Origin of the sequence: Pseudoalteromonas sp. BZA4 (genome assembly GCF_040104395.1) — a bacterium.
Lineage (GTDB): Bacteria > Pseudomonadota > Gammaproteobacteria > Enterobacterales > Alteromonadaceae > Pseudoalteromonas.
In genome coordinates, this window is sequence record NZ_JBECOT010000071.1 from 1 (window position 1) to 17,881 (window position 17,881).

A 17,881-nucleotide genomic window follows, 5' to 3' on the forward strand; every position below is an offset into this window, starting at 1 on the left:
TGAGACTATTTAAACTGCCACCAAGAAGAGAAGATAGGCGATACCCAAGAGCGATAAAGCCTAAGCCATCAAAGTACCCACATAAAAAAAGAAATGCCAGTCAGCTTAACTGACTGGCATTGGCCAAGTGCCGCTTTTTTGTGTATGCAAGTTAGCGAGTTAGCAACTCTAGGATGCCTGCTGCTTGTGTCAAGGAGCTCGCAACTTTACTCTTTCTCCCTAGAAACCCGTTAACTTGTTGGGTTTCGCTCCGCTCTACCCTACGTCACGTAGGTCGTCATTTATGGCGACACATGTTTTCATTCATACGTGACGGGCTAAAGCCCGACTTACAGCCGCATTAATTCAGGGAATCGCGCGAAATAAATTTCACGCCTACGCGAGCCTCAAGCTTGCTAACTTTACTCTTTCCCCTAGAAGCTCGCTAACTTGTTGGGTTAATCTGATAGCTGACGGCTGAAAGCTGATAGCTCCTTTCTCTAGAAACTCACTAACTTTAAGCTTTCATTTACAACCCGTTGTAAGAGGCTTGTTTGTCGTTACACTCGCTATATTCCACCGGCCATCAATAAAGCTCACCTTTGCGACATCACTTACAGCAAAGTCGCCTGGTACATTTAACCGCGTTAAGTTACTCGCTAATTGCTGCTGGCAATATGGGCCGGTATCGCCATGCATTACAAGTACAGGCTTATTGGTGTGCTTTGCGAAGTCGCTGATGGCATCTCGGTATATTTTAAATGCATCACAATTAGAACGTTGTGATTCACTGCAAGTGGGTTTACTGGTCGGGTGGTAAATATCAGCCTGAAAACCAAATACATAGGCCTTAGCATCTTGCTGAACAAGTGCTTGTTTTAGCCAAATTAAGTTGTACTTATCACGCTTGTCGGCGTCATCAAGTGCTGCGTTTTTGTCACTTTTTAAAATTTGTGAGCGACCATTAAAAGTGCCCGGTATATGCAAAGTGCGAAACTCAATACCATCAAACTGCCAGCGGGCATTTTCTAGCATTTCAGCTTGGGTTGCATAACCCTGAAGTTGCTGTGCTTTTTTTGTATAATCATCGTCAAACATCAAGCCTTTAACAAAGCTTAGCCGTTCAAGCTCATCAAAGCGCACCGATAGCTTTTCTCGGTCGCAATCGGTCCATTCATTATCACCGGGGGTATAAATAAAAGGCTGTGTGGTCAACGACGTCAATAACGCTTTATTAGTTTGCAAAAGCTTATTCGTGCAAGCAAGCGCTCCTGATTTCATATCACCTAAGTGCATTAAAAAGCCATGAGGTGTTGCTGCGATTGCCTTGGTGATTTTTCCGCCTTCTGCGAGATTGATTTCATCAATCGGGGTGTATGGCATATCGCCCATAACTAAAAAAGTATTTATGGTCATTGCAAGTGCTAATGACATTGAACTAACAAACATACAACTTACACCTTTAAAATACACATATCTTAAGCTCTCACAATGACAACTAAATGAAAACCAACTACAGAAGATTTTTTCTATCAATGTTAAACTGCCGCCAGCAAATTAAGTGAGCCTACGAATGACATTAAGTACAACTTACAAATTAGATAAACCGTATTATTACGAATGCTTTGATGAGTCTTTACCTTATTCATCACAAGCTAAGCCTAAATACCCGCTATTGGTATTATTAATAACCTTAGGCTTATTAGCTTTTTATCAATTAGATAATCATTATTTAGGCAGCTTTATGATTATGCTTGCCGTGGTTGAGTGCTTATCGTTTTATTATAAGCGTCCATGGTGGGTCGCAAGACAAATGATGAGTCGTGCATCGGGTAGCGAAGTGACTGTCGTATTTGATGATGAAGGCGTTAAAGCCGAAAACCCGCATAAAAGCTACCAATTAAGCTGGCAACAAATTAGTGCGATTATTGAAACTGAGCGAGGTTATATTTTAAAGGCTCAGCGCGGTATGCAATATATTTCTAAACAAGCGCTAAATGATGAAATGACGGCCGAACTAAATAAAAGAGCCACTCAGTGAGTGGCTCTTAAAAATATCTGTCGCTGATTAAACGTTGCCCGGATTTGGGTTAGATTTCTCTGCTTGAATTCGCATGTAGATTTCTTCACGATGTACTGATACATCTTTAGGTGCATTTACACCAATGCGAACTTGATTTCCTTTAACACCAAGAACAGTAACTGTTACTTCGTCACCGATCATAAGGGTTTCACCTACTCTACGAGTTAGTATTAGCATTCTCTTGCTCCCATGTTCCAAAAAATTAAAAGATTCCGCGTCAAAAACATTCTAATGAAATATAGACTTAAAAGTAAGTAAAAACTCTAGATCTTATTCATTTTCAGTTAAAAAAACTTTGTGTAGCGCACGTACAGCCAGTTCTAAATACTTTTCGTCAATTAAAACTGATATCTTTATTTCTGATGTCGATACAAGCATCACTTTGATGTTTTCATCGGCAAGGGCATTAAAAAATAAACTTGCCACACCAGAGTGAGATTTCATCCCTACACCTACTGCAGACACCTTGGCAACATTGCTGATCCCTTTAATAGATTCTGCGCTGATTCCATCTTGGTTACTGGTCAAAATTTCAAGCGCTTGCTCAAAATCATTTGTGTGCACAGTAAAAGCATAGTCTATTTTTTCAAAGTTATGATTAACTTGATTAATCATATCTATTTCGATGCCGAATTCTGCAAAAAGTTTCAAAATTTTTGCAAGGTTTTCCGTTCCTTGGTGCACACCATTAACGTAAATCAGACTTTCGTCACGATTAAAGGCGATACCCGACACAATGTTTGCTTGCACATCCGGCTCCTCAAAACTGATCAAGGTCCCTTGATCCGGGTTAAAACTCGATAACACTCTGAGCGGTATATTATATTTTCCTGCGGCTTCAACACTACGAATATGCAGCACCTTAGCCCCAAGACTGGCCATTTCGAGCATTTCTTCGAAAGTGACATGGCTCATACGTCGTGCATTTGGTTCAATACGCGGGTCGGTGGTATATACCCCATCAACATCGGTGTAAATTTGACATTCATCGGCATTGATAGCACCTGCAATCTCAACCGCAGAGGTATCTGTTCCACCGCGACCAAGCGTAGTGATATTGCCTTCAATATCACGGCCCTGAAAGCCCGCTATAATAGCGATACGGTTATGCTCAAGTTCATGCTTAAGACGAGTCGCAGCAATCTCTTCAATCCGCGCTTTACCAAACATGTTATCGGTGCGAATGTTGACCTGATCAGCAAGTAAGCTTACCGCTGAGTGACCACGTTTAATAATAGCCATTGCCAGCAGAGAGACCGACACCTGCTCACCGGTGGTTAGCAATACATCAAGCTCACGAGCACTAGGGCGAGAATCGATTTGTTTAGCGAGTTTAATTAGACGGTTAGTTTCTCCCGACATAGCCGAGAGTACCACCACAACTTGATGGCCTTGTTGCTTGGTTTTTACAACAAGGTCGGCGACGGCCTCAATTCGCTCTATTGAGCCAACTGAGGTGCCACCGAATTTTTGGACGATAAGTGCCACTAGTAGTTAAGAACGCTCAGATAACCAACCAGTTACACTTTCTAAGGCTGCAGCTAGGTTCTCTGGCTGAGTACCACCAGCTTGTGCCATATCAGGACGACCACCGCCCTTACCGCCTACTTGTGCAGCCATGTGATTTACAAGCTCACCAGCTTTCACTTTACCTGTTAGGTCTTTAGTTACACCTGCAATTAAGCTTACTTTATCGCCATTAGCTACGCCAAGGGCAATAACACCTGAGCCAATCTTCGTTTTCAGGTCATCAACCATGCCGCGTAGTGCTTTAGACTCAGTACCTGCAACATCAGCAACCAGTAGCTTAATACCGTTCACTTCAACAACAGAGTCAAGTAACGATGCACCTGCCGCACTTGCTAGCTTGTCGTTAAGCTGTGCAATTTGCTTCTCAAGGCCTTTTGATTTCTCAAGTAACGCCGTTACTTTTTCAAGTACTGTGCTGCTATCACCTTTAACTAGTGCTGCAACATCGTTTAGTTGTTGCTCTTGCTCACTTACATAAGCAACCGCTTCAGCACCTGTTACCGCTTCAATACGGCGGATACCGGCTGCGATACCGCTTTCTGATACGATCTTAAATAAACCAATATCACCTGCACGCTTAACGTGAGTACCACCACATAGCTCGATTGAGTAGTCACCAATGGTTACTACGCGAACTTCGTCGTCGTATTTTTCACCGAATAATGCCATTGCACCTTTTGCTTTAGCATCTTCGATAGCCATTAGCTCAGTTTCAAGCGCAAAGTTACGACGGATTTCATCGTTTACTGCGCGCTCGATTTGGCGTAACTCGTCTTTTGTTACCGCTTCAAAATGAGAGAAGTCAAAACGTAAACGCTCAGGGTCAACAAGTGAACCTTTTTGATTTACGTGCTCACCTAAAATTTGACGTAACGTTTCATGTAAAATGTGTGTTGCAGTGTGGTTTTTCTTGATGCTATCGCGACGTGCTGCATCAATTGTTGCCTCTGCTTTATCGTTTGTACCAATACGGCCTTGTACACGACCATGGTGTGCAAATGCATTACCAAGTTTCGTGGTGTTAGTCACTACAAACTCACCGCCAGCAACTTTTAACACACCCGTGTCACCAACCTGACCACCTGATTCAGCGTAAAACGGTGTACGGTCTAAGATTGCGATACCTTCCTGACCATCTTCAAGTACAGAAACCGATTGACCTTCAGAGAAAAGTTCAACCACAGTACCTGTGTAATGTTCTGCATCGTAACCTTTAAAGTCTGTGTGTTTTTCAGACTTAAGTTGTTGGTTGTAATCAGCACCAAACTTACCAGCTTGCTGTGCTTGCTTACGCTGAACAGCCATACACTCTTGGAAGCCGTGCTCATCAATCGTCATAAAACGCTCACGCGCAACGTCAGCTGTTAAGTCTGCTGGGAAACCGTAAGTATCGTAAAGTTTGAATACTAAGTCACCTGGGATCACATCACCTTCGATGTCAGTTAGGCTTTCTTCTAAAATAGCCAGACCACGCTCAAGTGTTTTACCAAACTGCTCTTCTTCGATACGCAGTACTTTTTCAATAATTTCTTGTTGCTTAGCAAGCTCTGGGTACGCTTGACCCATTTGCTCAATTAGTGCAGCAACTAGCTTGTAGAAGAATGCACCTTTAGCGCCTAGCTTGTTACCATGACGAACGGCACGACGAATAATACGACGTAGTACATAACCACGGCCTTCGTTTGATGGCATAACGCCGTCAGATACTAAGAACGCACACGAACGAATGTGGTCAGCCACAACGCGTAACGATTTATCATCTAAATCTTGTGCGTTTGTTACTTTAGCCGCAGCAGCAATAAGCGCTTGGAATAAATCGATTTCGTAGTTTGAGTGCACGCCTTGTAAAATTGCAGAAATACGCTCAAGACCCATACCTGTATCAACAGACTGCTTAGGAAGCGGCTCCATTGTACCGTCGGCATGGCGGTTATACTGCATAAATACTAGGTTCCAGATCTCGATGAAACGGTCACCGTCTTCTTCAGGTGAACCTGGAGGACCACCCCAAATTTCTTCACCGTGATCGTAAAAGATTTCAGAACATGGACCACAAGGACCTGTATCACCCATTGACCAGAAGTTATCGCTGGTTGCAATGCGAATAATACGGTCTTCACTTAGACCCACTTCTTTGTGCCAAATGTTGAAGGCTTCTTCATCATCGTGATAAATGGTAACAAGTAGCTTTTCTTGAGGTAGTTTTACAACATCAGTTAAAAACTCCCAAGCAAACTTGATTGCGTCTTGCTTGAAGTAATCACCAAAGCTGAAGTTACCTAACATTTCGAAGAATGTATGGTGACGAGCAGTGTAACCTACGTTTTCAAGGTCGTTATGTTTACCACCGGCACGCACACAACGTTGTGAGCTGGTTGCACGTGAATAAGGGCGGCTTTCCGCACCTAAAAATACATCTTTAAATTGCACCATACCGGCGTTATTGAATAATAACGTGGCATCGTTACCCGGGATCAGCGAGCTTGAAGGAACAATTTGGTGTTGTTTAGAGGCAAAAAAGTCTAAGAACTGTTGCCTGATCTGTGCGGTAGTCATATGCTGCATGTGAAAATCTCACCCGTTTATTGCTGTGCTTGCATTGCAAAATCAATTTGTTCGTAATTAAAGCCTCGATACATCAAGTAGCGTACACGTTTCGCTCTTTCTTTCTGGTCGAGTTCTTTACCTGAATTTGAAAACTTCTTTAAATATGCGTCCTTTGCGAGTTCGAACCAATCGACTTCGAACTCCTCGAGCGTGTTATCTAATAGTGCTCGGTCTATCCCTTTTGCCATTGCTTCGCTCTGAATGCGTTTTACACCATGATACTTAGCTAAATGGCGGCGTACAAACCCTTCGCAATAGCGCTGTTCGTTAATAAAGTTGTGTGATTCACACCAATCTAACAAGCGCTCTGTGAACTCGGGCGTCGCCTCTTTTTGCTGTAACTTTCGCGTTAAATCCCGACGCGAATAATCTTGTCGAGACAATAACCAAAGTACGTAATTTTTTAACTTTTGTTCTTTATCATCCATTACGCGTCAAAGCGTCCTGATTGTGACGGCGCTTCAGGTGCTTTTGTTTGGTCATCACCTTTTGGCACAACCGGCATAAAAATAGCCTGAAAAGACACGAAGAAGCTAATGTAACAAATTGGCATTAAAACCAATAGAGGAATAAACGATAAAGGAATACAGATCACCATTAAAACAGCGCAAATTAGGCCATAAACACTTAATGGCGCCATATTATGGTAAAACACCATGAATGAGGTTTTTAAAACCTGAAACATATTGCTTTGCTTTTGAAAATAAACCAAAGGCACTGCATAGGCAAAAGCGGTTAAATACACACAGATCGCCACTAAGAATACCGCAACTTGCCCCATTGAAATGGTTGCCAATAAATCTGCAATATGTGATTGGTTTTGCGGATCGAAAGTCTGACTCGAAATAACTGCGTAGGCATCTGCAAAAATGAAATTAGACAGTAAGGCCAATAAAATACCTGCCGCCATCTGATACACGGCAACGCGCACTAAACCTATACGGTTTCCCTTATTACTAAACGGCTTAAAAATATCAGCCTGACTGACGGTCCCGCCTTGCTGCTTAGTTAACACAGCTTGATAAAAACCCGCCATCAAAAATGGCGTCACGAACGCACCAACAACTTGCAGTAAAGGTAGCAGCAATGCCAAAAAGCTAATTATCACGATTAGCAGATGCATTAAAATAAAAGTCAAAGGTTGCAGCTTAAAGATTTCCCATCCAGCTTTAAACCATTTAACGCCTGCATCAGCTTTAAAAATACGTACTTCGATCGACATAGTTTCTCATTCAATAACGACAAAACGCACCGAGTATAACTGGGTGCGCTACTTGTTTATAGTCACCTGTAGTGAAATTTACTCAGGCTTTTTAATTTTTTTAATATCAAGCATGTGCGAGCCATGTTTGATTTTCGTTTCGAGGTAAGCTCGGTTACCTACCACACCCGCTTTAATGTGCGCATGAGTGCCAACCACTGAATCAACTTCAATACCTGCATCACGCAGTGCTTTAAGCTTATTAGGGTTGTTAGTCATTAGCTTAACGTGCTTTTGATTGAGTGCTTCAAGCATTAATACCGCGTCTGAAAAATCACGTAAATCATCAGCAAAACCCAAGTGGTTATTCGCTTCGTACGTATTCATGCCTTGCGACTGTAATACGTAAGCATCAATTTTATTGTATAAACCAATGCCACGCCCCTCTTGGCGTAAATACAGTAAAATACCGCCTTGTTGGTGCATCATCTCGATACACTCATTTAATTGCTCACCACAATCACAACGTGATGAATGGAATACATCGCCCGTTAAACACTCTGAATGCATACGAATTAAAGGGACATCTTGCTCTGTGTCAGCTTGATTAAACACTAAAGCAACATGTTCTTGGCCATCATTTAAGCCACTGAAAGATACGATTTCTGCAGGGATATCACTGTTTTTGCCAACATTCAGCTGGACTCTTGCTCTTACTTGCGCCACGACAAATCCAAATTAAAAAATAAATGCGATACTGCAAATGTGATTACAACAGCTTGAAGGTTGTAAGGATGCAACATACGACGAGTGATAACTAATATTGAGGCAGTTACCAGCAATTCAAGTATTATACACTCAAACCACCCCAAGATACGAGCTTTGCGCCTCGCTTTAGTGGCGCTAAAAAAACACCTTAAAAGCCCTACTTTTTAGAGTTAGGCCTTTGAAATAAAATAAATTAATAAATAAACCTTTGCAGATATTCGAAAAAATAGATTAGTTTAATCTCAATAAACCGCTAAGCCTTTATCAACCACCTATCAAAATAATAAAAATAACAGTGTAATGATGGGTCTCAGCGCTGATTAATAACGTACTAAAAGCGCTAGATAAACAATTATGAAGAATAACCAAATAGTGATGCTTGAAGCTTAAACTGCTCTGCTAATTCATCAATTATAACCCTTTGACTAAGCTTTAAATATCTTGAGCGTGGCCAAACAACATTGATTGGCATAACCGCACCTGAAAAGGTATCTAAAACACTAGTTAGTCTATTACTATCTAGCTGCTCTTGAATAAGCCAAGTAGGTAATTGTGCAACACCTAAACCATTAAGTGCAGCATCAAGCATTGCATCTCCATCACTGAGCATATATCTGGCATTGATTAGCTGGTTAAATGACTGCTTTTTACTATCTTTGAACAACCATGTTGGCTGCGAAGAGCGCTTACTGCCAATAATACAATCATGAGTGAGCAAATCCGCAGGAGTGTCTGGCACACCATGTTGGTCAAAATAATCTTGACTACCACACACTGTTAGTTTTTGATAACCCAACAATTTTGCTACCAGATCGGCATCATCTTCTAATGTGCCGATACGTACCACCAAATCAACATTTTCATTTATTAAATTGATACGACTTTCACTAAAGTGAACCGCAAGCTCTAGTTTAGGATACTTATTTGCTAATTTAGAAAGTATTGGCATTACATACTTACGGCCGAATGCCGCAGGTAAGTGAAGCTTTACTTGCCCCGAAACATTGTGGCTACCGGCAGTGACTGCTTGCTCTAGGCTATCTATTTCAGCCAGTATTTTTACCCAGCCTTCAAAATAATGCTGCCCTTCTGGGGTGGCCATAATTTTACGCGTTGTTCGATGCAGTAGCTTTGTACCTAACTTACTTTCAAGCCTAGTAACAGTTTTACCAACAGCGGAGCCTGTTAAACCTAACCGATTACCAGCTGCTGTGAATGTACCCATGCGTAGTGTTTCAACAAACTCTCGAATACCAAAGAAAGGGCTATCTTCTGGTTTCATTATGGAATCTCAGGACAGAATAAATGGAATATTAGCTAGGTTATCATTTAAAAAGAAGATAATAAAATAGTGTTCACTTATTCAGCAATAGAGAAACATGATGAGCGAACGCAAACTTCTCGATTTACTCGAAAAAGAAGAGATCCGGACTCTTCGATTAAACTACAGTCAGCTTTTAGACTCTGGTCAAATTCATAAAATGGAAGAAGTATTTACTAGCGACGCACGAGTCGAAGTAACAGTGGGAGAAATGAATGGAATTGAACAGATAAAGCAAGGATTAAAAAATGCTTATGATGAATTCGATACTCACAATAGAAAGCACTTCCCTTTTGTTCATGCCGTAATGAACCATCAAATAGTACTAACAGATAAAACGACAGCACAGGGTGAGTGCTATCTAATTGACTTTGTTACAAGTAGAGAGCAAAGCGAATCTCCGCTTTTATTAGTAGGCCGATACTTAGACCGCTATGAAAAAGTCGACGGTCAATGGCGCATTAGCCACTCTAAACTTGATGTTGTGTGGCCAGCGAATTCGGGAGATCAGTAACATGAATAATCTACCAACTAGCTTTACAAATGTATTTGCCGACAACAAATTAACGCTGGGATTGCTCACTCCCCTTGAAGCTTACCCTAGCAGCCCTTTCCCTACCCTCAATGCTGATATAGCAACGGCTAAGCAGGCTGAGCAAGCAGGTATTGCCAGTATTTGGTTTAGGGATGTGCCTTTTTATGATCCTAATTTTGGTGATGCTGCGCAGATGCTTGATCCATTCACTTACGCAGGTTTCATTGCTGCACATACAAATACAATTACTTTAGGCACCGCAGGGGCAGTTTTACCATTACGCGATCCTATCATGGTTGCCAAACAAGCAGCCTCAGTTGATCATCTAAGTAATGGTCGTTTTGTGTTAGGAGTTTCAACCGGAGACAGGCCAGTTGAATACCCGGCTTTTGGTGTCGATTTTAACGCGCGTGCTGAGCGCTACAGAGAGTCAGTTGAAATTATCAAAACATTACACCAACAAAGTTTTCCTAAACACCTTAGCCAATATTACGGTGAGCTTGATGGTTCACTTGACCTTTATCCAAAACCAGTAAATCAGCAGATACCCGTTATGGCCGTTGGTCGTTCTAGGCAATCATTTGAGTGGTTGGCTAATAATGTTAATGCTTGGATTTGGGCTGTTGATAATGAACAAGCCATCAGTGAAATCATTAACAACCTATCAATTGCAAGCAATAGCAACACAAGCCCACATTACGGCTATGCGACATTTTTTGATTTAGATAAAAACCCTGACGCCCCGTACCAGCGTTTTTATAACGTTGTACGAATTGGTCGAAATGCCCTTATTGAGCGACTGTTAAAACACAGAGAGCTTGGCGTAAAACACATTGCGCTAAACTTAAAACCTTCTCGAAGGGCTGCCCAAGATGTAATTGATGAATTGGGTAACTTTGTTATTCCTGCTCTTGAAGAAGAACAAAGAGAGCCTGCTGTATGAGTACTCAAGAACAGCTCGGAAACTTAATATCTCAGTTTAAAGATAGCTGGTTACGCTCGGATAAGCACTCGTTAGCAAAGCTGTTTAGCTCTGATATCGTTTTCAAAAGCCATCACCATGGCTCTATAAATGGGCAAAAGCATGTATCAACAACCTTAAGTGAAGATTTCAAAAACTATGCAACGAGTGCTGAATTTACAAATACGTTTACTGCACACCAAAAAGATTTTGCCGCAGCAAGCAGCTACGCTTATGTAGATGTAAATCATGGGCAAAAACGCTTTTTATGTGGTTGTACGTTTATTTTTCATTTCGTTTATGAAAACCAGCAATGGCTTATTAACCACATTAAATTTCAGGTTAACTGGAATAAAGGACAACAATCCTTGCTTCCTAACTGGAACATGCTTCCTGGAGTTCAGGGGTGGCAGCTAGTTGATGGTGCACCAACAATAGTAAGTGAATTACACTCTCCATGGGCATTAATTCGCAAGTTTAAAGCTGCAGAGCCAAAGCAAGCCCTCATTGATCTTTATAACAAGTATGCATTTGCTGTTGATAACTGTGATATTAATTTACTTATTGATTGCTACAGCCAAAATATACAAGGCAGCTTTCCTCCTTTAGGTGATTTATCTGGTAGAGAAAGTGTTATAGGGAGTTTAAAAAACTTTAGACTGCTTGCGCCATTTTGGCAGCACTTTGCAGAGTTGGTCAAAATGGAGATTAGCCAAGATAAAAAAACAGCTCGATTTATCATTGCCCGAATCATTCCCGAAAACCCCGTGAATGATAGCAATCAAAAAATCTATGCAGCTCACTATCAGTTAGCAGCAAGATTAGAGTCAGATAATTGTTGGCGACTTTACGAATCGCATTACATACCGGGTTGGTTTGATGAACAGAATTTGCCTGAGTTTATAATCTAAAAATAAAGCGCTCAATGTGAGCGCTTTTTCATAAGTACCTGCGACCGGTTAAGCTTAATCACCGTTTTTGCTTAAATTAAAAACAGTGATACATTAAAAATTACTAGATACCTTGCACCTAATGATGATAATAATTATCATCAACAAGTATTAATCCCCTCTTCTCTGGGCAAAATAATAAGGAATATTATGAAAAAGAGCTCACTTGCCTTATGTGTTGCATTACTATTTAGTCAGCAAGGCATTGCCAATGAAACGACCACCCAAGAATTTAACGACACCTACCGCGCTTATGTCGCTGCTGTAGAAAATAAGCAAGACAGTAGTGAGCTTGCTAAAAAAGCGTTTGAGCTTGGCAAAGAAATTTATGGTGAAAGCGCCGACAACACCGCCAATCTTGCTATTAACTATGCAAACAGTCTAGATAAAAGCGAACAAGAACAACGCTTTGAGTTATATCGCACAGCCTACGAAATACTCGAAAAAAACCACGGCAAGCTAAGTGTGCAAGTATATGATTCATTAATCGGCATGGCAGAATCAACTCCCTCAGCTAAGCGCGCTGATACGTATCTTGATGATGTCATTGCTATTGCTGAAAAACAAAACTCAGACAAGCTTGTTGCTGATGCAAAAATGACCGCTGCTCGTATCCTTGCTTATAAGGGCACTGGCGAACGCTATTACACAGCAAAGGAATATCTTGAAGAAGCCGATAAGTACTACCAAGAAAACTTACCAAATAACGCTGTCGATCGTATTAGCGCTGACTTTTTAGTTGCCGCATTTGCAGAAAACCAACGTAAATACAGCACCGCTATTGAGCGATTGAATCACGTAGTAAGTGTATTTGATCAAGAGCTAGACTTTGATCATCAAACCGAATTAAACGCCCATTCAAAGCTAGTTCACTTATACGAAAAAACAGGTAAAAGCGACGAAGCAACCAAACACTGCTTAGCGATTGCGAAAATGGTGCCTTGGAAAGAAAGCCAAGAACAAGAGCCGTTATACCGCGTACATCCTAAATATCCAAAATCAAAAGTTCAACGTATGGAAGATGGCAGTGTCGTAATGGAGTTTGAAGTAACCCCGTCAGGCTTTGTAGACAACATAACTGTGGTTGGCTCTGAGGGTGGCTCAGCATTTGAAAGAGAAGCTGTTAAAGCAGTAAAACAGTGGCGTTATGCCCCTAAGTTTGAAAATGGTCAAGCTATAGCAGCGACTTCTCGGGTGCAATTAGATTTTAAAATCAACTAATAAATAACAGGGTCGCAATGCGACCCTTTTTATACCAATTCGCTTAATTAAGTGAGCTATTTTGAGGCAAGAAAACCTCGTTGATAGCAAGGCAAAAATTTCGTTATTTAGTTGTTCTAAATCAGAAATTTTTAACGCAGATAGCGACAGGTTTAATCCCTCAAAATGATTAAGTATTTTTGCGGATTGGTATTAAAACTTTTTAAGCAGGTTATCGGCTGCGTCCTCTATTAAATCGAGTACTTTTTCGAAGCCTTGATCACCACCATAATAGGGGTCGGGGATCTCACTCTCTCCTGCATCACCATGACTTAAAAACAGCGACATCTTATATTGTAAGTGCTCTGGGCACTGGGCTTGTGAATCAGCAAGATTTTGCTTGTCGGCTGCGAGAATTAAGTCAAACTCATGAAAATCAGCTTGAGTCACTGGTCGCGAATAGATGCCTTTAAAACTATAACCGCGTTTTTCAGCTGCAGCTTTTGAGCGTGAGTCTGGTGGATTACCTTGGTGGTAACCAATGGTGCCAGCAGAATCAACTTTAACATTGACACCCAGCGCCTTGGCACGACTACGAAGTACCGCTTCAGCAGTAGGTGAACGGCAAATATTGCCTAAGCAAACAATCAAAACCTTTTTCATTATTCGTCCTTAAAATTGCTTTAAGATTGACTCATCATAACGTTCTGCATCAAGCGAGAGATTGTATTTATCTGCAACACTATCAAGCTCTGCCTGCTTAATTGCCAACTCATCCATGGTAATAGTGTTGTCATCAAGTTGCCATAACAAACGTGAACCCGCATAGCTGTAATGAATTGCTAATAAAGCATCTGCATTGCCCTCGCGCCCTGCTGCTTTTAACTTTGGCATTTTACGGGTGATTTTATTCAGCGCTTTTTTAAGCTCCCACACATAGACAATTTCAGTCATGTAATCATGATTGCGGTATTTATTAAGCACAAAGCCCACCAGCAAACTACACACAACAACACCTAATAGGTTCCAATGAAAATGGCTACCGCTTGGGTCAGGAAATAACACAATTAATGTCTGTGAAATGGCTAAACTGCCAACGGCTAAAGCAATTACACAAGCAATAATTACTTGGTTTAAATGTTTACGGTAACGGGCTTTATCTATTTGAATAAGTTTCATAACAACCTAAAAAACTTGTGAAAAATAAAAAGTGAAAAAAGTTTCACCCCTTTTTTATTTGCCAGCCGTTTTAGCTATGAAAGCAATTATCCAAAGAGGAACGGCTATGCATACTTTACCACTAAACTCAGCAAACTTGAATAACAGCAATGCTGCTTTGAAGACAACCGCAGCAATTATTGGCGGCGGTGTCATGACCTTTGCAGCATTTGCATTTATGCAGTACTTAATTTCTGCTGAGCAAAGAGCCGATGTTAAAACAGGCCCAGATATCACGGTTGAAATTTATGAAGTACCGGAAGACTCAAAAGTACAAGTAAAGCAAACACTGCCGCCACCGCCAGTTGCTAAAATGCCACCAAAAGTACCACCGCGACCAACGATTGATACGACCGATACAGTTGTAGTAGCGGATTTAACACCAACAATGACATTCGATAACATTGGCGACACGCTTAGCAAAAGCATTAACCAACCAACAGGAGATGCAACACCAATTGTGCGTATAAACCCTAAGTACCCTCCGGTAGCAGCTCGTGATGGCATTGAAGGTTGGGTACAAATTAGCTTTAGCATTTCACCGACTGGCGAAGTGATTGACCCTGTTATTATTGATGCCGAGCCTAAACGGGTATTTGACCGTGAAGCAATTCGCGCCATTAAACGTTGGAAATATCGCCCTAAAGTAGTTGAAGGTGTGGCACAATTACAAACAAACCAAAGCGTTCAACTTGATTTTAAAATAGATGGATAACTGCCTATGCTAATGAGCATCAAGACATGGTTATTTGACAAGCCAAGCACAGATTGTTTGGCGCAGTATGCCAAAACGGGCGACAACCGTTACCTTAACCAACTCGTTGCTCAATATGGGAACGTTCTTTATCACTATCTAGTTACACAGAGTGATAAAGATCTTGCCCTTGATATATGCCAGCAAACCTGGTTAAAAGTTATTGATAAACGCGACTTTTACAATGATCAAAACAACCCAAAAGCGTGGCTTTTTCGGTTAGCACGTAATTTATTAATTGATGAATTTCGTAAGCAGCAAAAGTTCGTTGAATTAGAAGACAACCAACTATTTACTGAACCTCAGGATGAAAGTTATCACTACGACTACGAAGCCTTTGATAAAGCACTTATGGCACTTAGTTTTGTACAACGTGAAGCGCTGACCTTACAACAAGAAGGCTTTAGTCTCGAAGACATTGTTGCAATCACACAAAGTAACCCAGAGACCATTAAAACTCGGCTGCGATATGCCCGTCAAAACCTGAAACAACAACTAGGAGGCCATTATGAAGCGTAACGACGAGCAACTCGATGCTGATTTAAAAGCACATTTTCAAAAACGTAAGGCAGAGCACAGCTTAAGCAGCGACGAGCTTTCACACATGCAAAAGCCACAGTCGGCAACGCCAAGACCACAGCGCTTTTTAGGCCTGCAAATGACCGGAGTATTTGCTGCTTTAGCGATTCTTGGTTTTGTCATGCTGCAATACAACAACCGCGAGTTAACCCATGTTTATGCCGTGGATTTATCGGACTATCAATGGCTTGAAGTACACGAACTCGACGCCAAAGGCAGCTATGTGAGTAATCTTAAACAACAAAAACAAAACCTAGATGCTAACTACCAACAAGCATTAGCCAATCACCAAGCCCGCACCAGCTTCACAGGCCGTCTAGTCAGTGTTGACAATGACTGGTATATCGCCGACTGCGAGCAAAATGTCTTAGTACAAATTAAACAATCACTCCTTGAAGAACTACAAAAACACGGCACCCTAGATACTCATATTCACCAAGGAGACCTACTCGCCCTAGACCAAAACAAACAAGGCCAAATCATCGCACTCAAACAACTGACCCATGAAACGGAAAAGTGTACGAGTTAGCGAGCTCGTAGGTTGGGTAGAGCGTAGCGAAACCCAACACACTCAGAGCTGTCAGCTTTAAAAAAGTTAGCGAGCTACAAGGGGAAAGAGTAAAGGAGTTCGTAGGTTGGCTAGAGCGTAGCGAAACCCAACACACTCAGAGCTGTCAGATTTAAAAAAGTTAGCGAGTTACAAGGGGAAAGAGTAAAGGAGTACCGTGGGTGTGAAATTTATTTCGTGCGATGGTTCAACGAGCCATCAGCTTTCAGCCGTCAGCTCTCAGATTTAAAACAAGTTAGCGGGCTACAAGAGTAAAGTTACAAGCTTTTAAGTAGCAGCGGGTTTACCCCGCGTAGTCAGATGTCAGATCATTCTTCTGACATCTGCTATCTAATATTAATTTCACTCCCCTACCTTCGGTAGCATGCTTTTACTAATCACTTCAAATGTATCTAGGTCTATCAGCATAGAGTAAACTTCATCGTTGTTGATAAATACAACGAATAAATTGCCCTCAGCGTTGAGGTTAGACTCTACAATGCGGTTGTAACCTGAAATAACTTCGCTGTAGTTTGAGCCATCAATCTTGCTTAGCGCGAAGGTGCGCTTATCTTTGCCATCGAGCAGTTTGTCGTTGTTGGTATCGTTTTTGATAACTTCATACGAAACTGCCTTAGGAGCATAGACTTTTTGCTCCTTGTAAGGACGAGTGTCAAACTCTTTGTAATGGCTTAAAGCACCAAACTCTATGATCAACTGATCCGTTGTTTTAAATAGCCACTTGGCGTGATTGGTTTTGTCATTAAGAAACAAGATGTTCTTTGAGCGCGTAGGTCTGTACTTATAACCACCGCTAAAATTATTGTAAACTGTTACGTCAGCTTTCACCTCGATATCCAGTTTTTCTGATTCCAACGGGATAAAGTAAAAATCACTCCCCTCGACCTTACGGGGGTAACCCAGTTTCCACTTTTCTTGCTGCTTTTCATCTTCAGCTAAGTTTAGTGTTTGTTGCTGAACATGGTTATCGGACTTTAGTAAGTAAGCAACAAAGTTATACCCTATTGCTGCTGCTCCAATGATTAAACCTATAAGTAAAATTAGACCGTTAACATTCCACACCCATTTAAAAAACTTTCCTGACTTCATACGACTGGTTAAATCCTTTTAAGAATAAGAACTTGCTAAGCTAGCAGATTTAAAACAAGTTAGCGAGCTACAAGGGGAAAGAGTAAAGCAGTACCGTAGGCGTGAAATTTATTTCGCGCGATGGTTTCCCCGAGATTCCAGACTGACGGCTAACGGCTGACGGCTGACTGATCTGACTCCATAAAAGTAGACACCTTTTTGGAGTCAGTAATCATGAAAGTAAAACCATATCGTAAACATTCACTCGAATTTAAAATAAAAGTCGTTCAAGAGTCGTTAGGCACCACAGATACAGTTAAGATGGTCGCTAATAAATACGGAATTCATCCTGACATGCTATCAAGTTGGAGAAGTCACATGACCTCGAAGAAGAAAACAGCAAAGCCATTAAAGAACCAAGGCCCAGACAAATCATACACAGATTTAGAGCGCCAAATTCGCAAACTTGAGAAGCAACTCGAAGATGCTCAGTTGGAGAATGACGTTTTAAAAAAGGCGAAGGTCTACTTCGACAGCCTAAAAGAATAAGGTTCGAATA

At 41.3% G+C, this 17,881-nt stretch carries 20 protein-coding genes; 9 read left to right on the forward strand and 11 right to left on the reverse strand.

The features are described from left to right. Positions 1 to 504 precede the first annotated feature (504 nt). Positions 505 to 1,428: a hypothetical protein gene (locus ABMY41_RS19075; protein ID WP_349275915.1), complete on the reverse strand. Its 924-nt coding sequence runs from the start codon at positions 1,426 to 1,428 to the stop codon at positions 505 to 507. A gap of 124 nt (positions 1,429 to 1,552) precedes the next feature. On the opposite strand from ABMY41_RS19075, the gene ABMY41_RS19080 reads away from it, so the two are divergent. Continuing rightward, a complete protein-coding gene (locus ABMY41_RS19080) occupies positions 1,553 to 2,020 on the forward strand; it encodes a YcxB family protein (protein WP_349275917.1) in 468 nt (155 codons plus the stop codon). A gap of 27 nt (positions 2,021 to 2,047) precedes the next feature. Here ABMY41_RS19080 and csrA read toward each other — a convergent pair whose 3' ends face one another. The 7 genes from csrA to ABMY41_RS19115 form a co-directional block, all read right to left on the reverse strand. Continuing rightward, entirely contained in the window at positions 2,048 to 2,239 is a 192-nt protein-coding gene (gene csrA / locus ABMY41_RS19085; RefSeq protein ID WP_036970495.1) for a carbon storage regulator CsrA, read from the reverse strand. Between the two features lie 93 nt (positions 2,240 to 2,332). Continuing rightward, the gene (locus tag ABMY41_RS19090) at positions 2,333 to 3,550 is read right to left on the reverse strand and encodes an aspartate kinase (protein WP_058585667.1); all 1,218 of its coding nucleotides are present in this window, start codon (positions 3,548 to 3,550) and stop codon (positions 2,333 to 2,335) included. Between the two features lie 6 nt (positions 3,551 to 3,556). Beyond that, positions 3,557 to 6,157, reverse strand: coding sequence for an alanine--tRNA ligase (gene alaS / locus ABMY41_RS19095; protein WP_058585668.1), 2,601 nt, complete (start codon positions 6,155 to 6,157; stop codon positions 3,557 to 3,559). A gap of 17 nt (positions 6,158 to 6,174) precedes the next feature. Then, positions 6,175 to 6,627: a regulatory protein RecX gene (locus ABMY41_RS19100; protein WP_287244750.1), complete on the reverse strand. Its 453-nt coding sequence runs from the start codon at positions 6,625 to 6,627 to the stop codon at positions 6,175 to 6,177. Then, on the reverse strand, positions 6,627 to 7,421 hold the full coding sequence (locus ABMY41_RS19105) for a BPSS1780 family membrane protein (RefSeq protein ID WP_054560784.1): 795 nt from the start codon (positions 7,419 to 7,421) through the stop codon (positions 6,627 to 6,629). Before ABMY41_RS19105 ends, ABMY41_RS19100 begins: the two co-directional genes overlap by 1 nt. Positions 7,422 to 7,499: 78 nt before the next feature. After that, a complete protein-coding gene (gene ribA, locus ABMY41_RS19110; RefSeq protein WP_054551277.1) occupies positions 7,500 to 8,126 on the reverse strand; it encodes a GTP cyclohydrolase II in 627 nt (208 codons plus the stop codon). A 394-nt stretch (positions 8,127 to 8,520) separates the two neighbouring features. Then, positions 8,521 to 9,450 (reverse strand): LysR family transcriptional regulator, encoded by a 930-nt coding sequence (locus ABMY41_RS19115; RefSeq protein ID WP_055022021.1) that lies wholly within the window; start codon positions 9,448 to 9,450, stop codon positions 8,521 to 8,523. A 97-nt stretch (positions 9,451 to 9,547) separates the two neighbouring features. Between ABMY41_RS19115 and ABMY41_RS19120 the strand changes: the two genes are divergently transcribed. From ABMY41_RS19120 to ABMY41_RS19135, 4 genes are all read left to right on the forward strand, one after another. Continuing rightward, the gene (locus tag ABMY41_RS19120; protein ID WP_287244746.1) at positions 9,548 to 10,003 is read left to right on the forward strand and encodes a nuclear transport factor 2 family protein; all 456 of its coding nucleotides are present in this window, start codon (positions 9,548 to 9,550) and stop codon (positions 10,001 to 10,003) included. A 1-nt stretch (position 10,004) separates the two neighbouring features. Beyond that, entirely contained in the window at positions 10,005 to 10,967 is a 963-nt protein-coding gene (locus tag ABMY41_RS19125; RefSeq protein ID WP_349275921.1) for a TIGR03571 family LLM class oxidoreductase, read from the forward strand. Further along, on the forward strand, positions 10,964 to 11,896 hold the full coding sequence (locus tag ABMY41_RS19130) for a nuclear transport factor 2 family protein (RefSeq protein WP_287244742.1): 933 nt from the start codon (positions 10,964 to 10,966) through the stop codon (positions 11,894 to 11,896). The genes ABMY41_RS19125 and ABMY41_RS19130 overlap by 4 nt, the downstream gene beginning before the upstream one ends. 189 nt (positions 11,897 to 12,085) lie before the next feature. Beyond that, the gene (locus ABMY41_RS19135) at positions 12,086 to 13,156 is read left to right on the forward strand and encodes an energy transducer TonB (protein ID WP_287244739.1); all 1,071 of its coding nucleotides are present in this window, start codon (positions 12,086 to 12,088) and stop codon (positions 13,154 to 13,156) included. Between the two features lie 192 nt (positions 13,157 to 13,348). Here the strand turns inward: ABMY41_RS19135 and ABMY41_RS19140 are convergent, their stop codons facing one another. Both ABMY41_RS19140 and ABMY41_RS19145 read right to left on the reverse strand, forming a co-directional pair. Beyond that, positions 13,349 to 13,798 (reverse strand): low molecular weight protein-tyrosine-phosphatase, encoded by a 450-nt coding sequence (locus ABMY41_RS19140; RefSeq protein WP_349275924.1) that lies wholly within the window; start codon positions 13,796 to 13,798, stop codon positions 13,349 to 13,351. Between the two features lie 9 nt (positions 13,799 to 13,807). Further along, positions 13,808 to 14,314, reverse strand: coding sequence for a DUF3087 domain-containing protein (locus ABMY41_RS19145; protein ID WP_175081050.1), 507 nt, complete (start codon positions 14,312 to 14,314; stop codon positions 13,808 to 13,810). A gap of 106 nt (positions 14,315 to 14,420) precedes the next feature. Here ABMY41_RS19145 and ABMY41_RS19150 point away from each other — a divergent pair, with 106 nt between their 5' ends. The 3 genes from ABMY41_RS19150 to ABMY41_RS19160 are packed head-to-tail and all read left to right on the forward strand — an operon-like array spanning position 14,421 to position 16,215. Then, a complete protein-coding gene (locus ABMY41_RS19150) occupies positions 14,421 to 15,068 on the forward strand; it encodes an energy transducer TonB (RefSeq protein WP_349275926.1) in 648 nt (215 codons plus the stop codon). A 6-nt stretch (positions 15,069 to 15,074) separates the two neighbouring features. Then, positions 15,075 to 15,626 carry a sigma-70 family RNA polymerase sigma factor gene (locus ABMY41_RS19155; protein WP_289098652.1) on the forward strand — a complete coding sequence of 184 codons (552 nt, stop codon included), beginning with the start codon at positions 15,075 to 15,077 and terminating at the stop codon, positions 15,624 to 15,626. Beyond that, on the forward strand, positions 15,616 to 16,215 hold the full coding sequence (locus ABMY41_RS19160) for a hypothetical protein (protein WP_349275928.1): 600 nt from the start codon (positions 15,616 to 15,618) through the stop codon (positions 16,213 to 16,215). Before ABMY41_RS19155 ends, ABMY41_RS19160 begins: the two co-directional genes overlap by 11 nt. 381 nt (positions 16,216 to 16,596) lie before the next feature. Here the strand turns inward: ABMY41_RS19160 and ABMY41_RS19165 are convergent, their stop codons facing one another. Next, positions 16,597 to 17,343: a hypothetical protein gene (locus ABMY41_RS19165; RefSeq protein WP_252948960.1), complete on the reverse strand. Its 747-nt coding sequence runs from the start codon at positions 17,341 to 17,343 to the stop codon at positions 16,597 to 16,599. Between the two features lie 213 nt (positions 17,344 to 17,556). Here ABMY41_RS19165 and ABMY41_RS19170 point away from each other — a divergent pair, with 213 nt between their 5' ends. Next, entirely contained in the window at positions 17,557 to 17,871 is a 315-nt protein-coding gene (locus ABMY41_RS19170; protein WP_349275930.1) for a transposase, read from the forward strand. Positions 17,872 to 17,881 lie beyond the last annotated feature (10 nt).

What these genes read in the sequence shown, in the direction of transcription:
- ABMY41_RS19140 (WP_349275924.1), bottom strand. Translation starts at nt 13,798, where the DNA reads ATGAAAAAGGTTTTGATTGTTTGCTTAGGCAATATTTGCCGTTCACCT.
- ABMY41_RS19100 (WP_287244750.1), bottom strand. Translation starts at nt 6,627, where the DNA reads ATGGATGATAAAGAACAAAAGTTAAAAAATTACGTACTTTGGTTATTG.
- ABMY41_RS19135 (WP_287244739.1), top strand. Translation starts at nt 12,086, where the DNA reads ATGAAAAAGAGCTCACTTGCCTTATGTGTTGCATTACTATTTAGTCAG.
- ABMY41_RS19075 (WP_349275915.1), bottom strand. Translation starts at nt 1,428, where the DNA reads ATGTTTGTTAGTTCAATGTCATTAGCACTTGCAATGACCATAAATACT.
- ABMY41_RS19155 (WP_289098652.1), top strand. Translation starts at nt 15,075, where the DNA reads ATGCTAATGAGCATCAAGACATGGTTATTTGACAAGCCAAGCACAGAT.
- ABMY41_RS19120 (WP_287244746.1), top strand. Translation starts at nt 9,548, where the DNA reads ATGATGAGCGAACGCAAACTTCTCGATTTACTCGAAAAAGAAGAGATC.
- ABMY41_RS19170 (WP_349275930.1), top strand. Translation starts at nt 17,557, where the DNA reads ATGAAAGTAAAACCATATCGTAAACATTCACTCGAATTTAAAATAAAA.
- ABMY41_RS19125 (WP_349275921.1), top strand. Translation starts at nt 10,005, where the DNA reads ATGAATAATCTACCAACTAGCTTTACAAATGTATTTGCCGACAACAAA.
- ABMY41_RS19160 (WP_349275928.1), top strand. Translation starts at nt 15,616, where the DNA reads ATGAAGCGTAACGACGAGCAACTCGATGCTGATTTAAAAGCACATTTT.
- ABMY41_RS19130 (WP_287244742.1), top strand. Translation starts at nt 10,964, where the DNA reads ATGAGTACTCAAGAACAGCTCGGAAACTTAATATCTCAGTTTAAAGAT.
- ABMY41_RS19165 (WP_252948960.1), bottom strand. Translation starts at nt 17,343, where the DNA reads ATGAAGTCAGGAAAGTTTTTTAAATGGGTGTGGAATGTTAACGGTCTA.
- ABMY41_RS19115 (WP_055022021.1), bottom strand. Translation starts at nt 9,450, where the DNA reads ATGAAACCAGAAGATAGCCCTTTCTTTGGTATTCGAGAGTTTGTTGAA.
- alaS (WP_058585668.1), bottom strand. Translation starts at nt 6,157, where the DNA reads ATGCAGCATATGACTACCGCACAGATCAGGCAACAGTTCTTAGACTTT.
- csrA (WP_036970495.1), bottom strand. Translation starts at nt 2,239, where the DNA reads ATGCTAATACTAACTCGTAGAGTAGGTGAAACCCTTATGATCGGTGAC.
- ABMY41_RS19105 (WP_054560784.1), bottom strand. Translation starts at nt 7,421, where the DNA reads ATGTCGATCGAAGTACGTATTTTTAAAGCTGATGCAGGCGTTAAATGG.
- ABMY41_RS19080 (WP_349275917.1), top strand. Translation starts at nt 1,553, where the DNA reads ATGACATTAAGTACAACTTACAAATTAGATAAACCGTATTATTACGAA.
- ABMY41_RS19150 (WP_349275926.1), top strand. Translation starts at nt 14,421, where the DNA reads ATGCATACTTTACCACTAAACTCAGCAAACTTGAATAACAGCAATGCT.
- ABMY41_RS19145 (WP_175081050.1), bottom strand. Translation starts at nt 14,314, where the DNA reads ATGAAACTTATTCAAATAGATAAAGCCCGTTACCGTAAACATTTAAAC.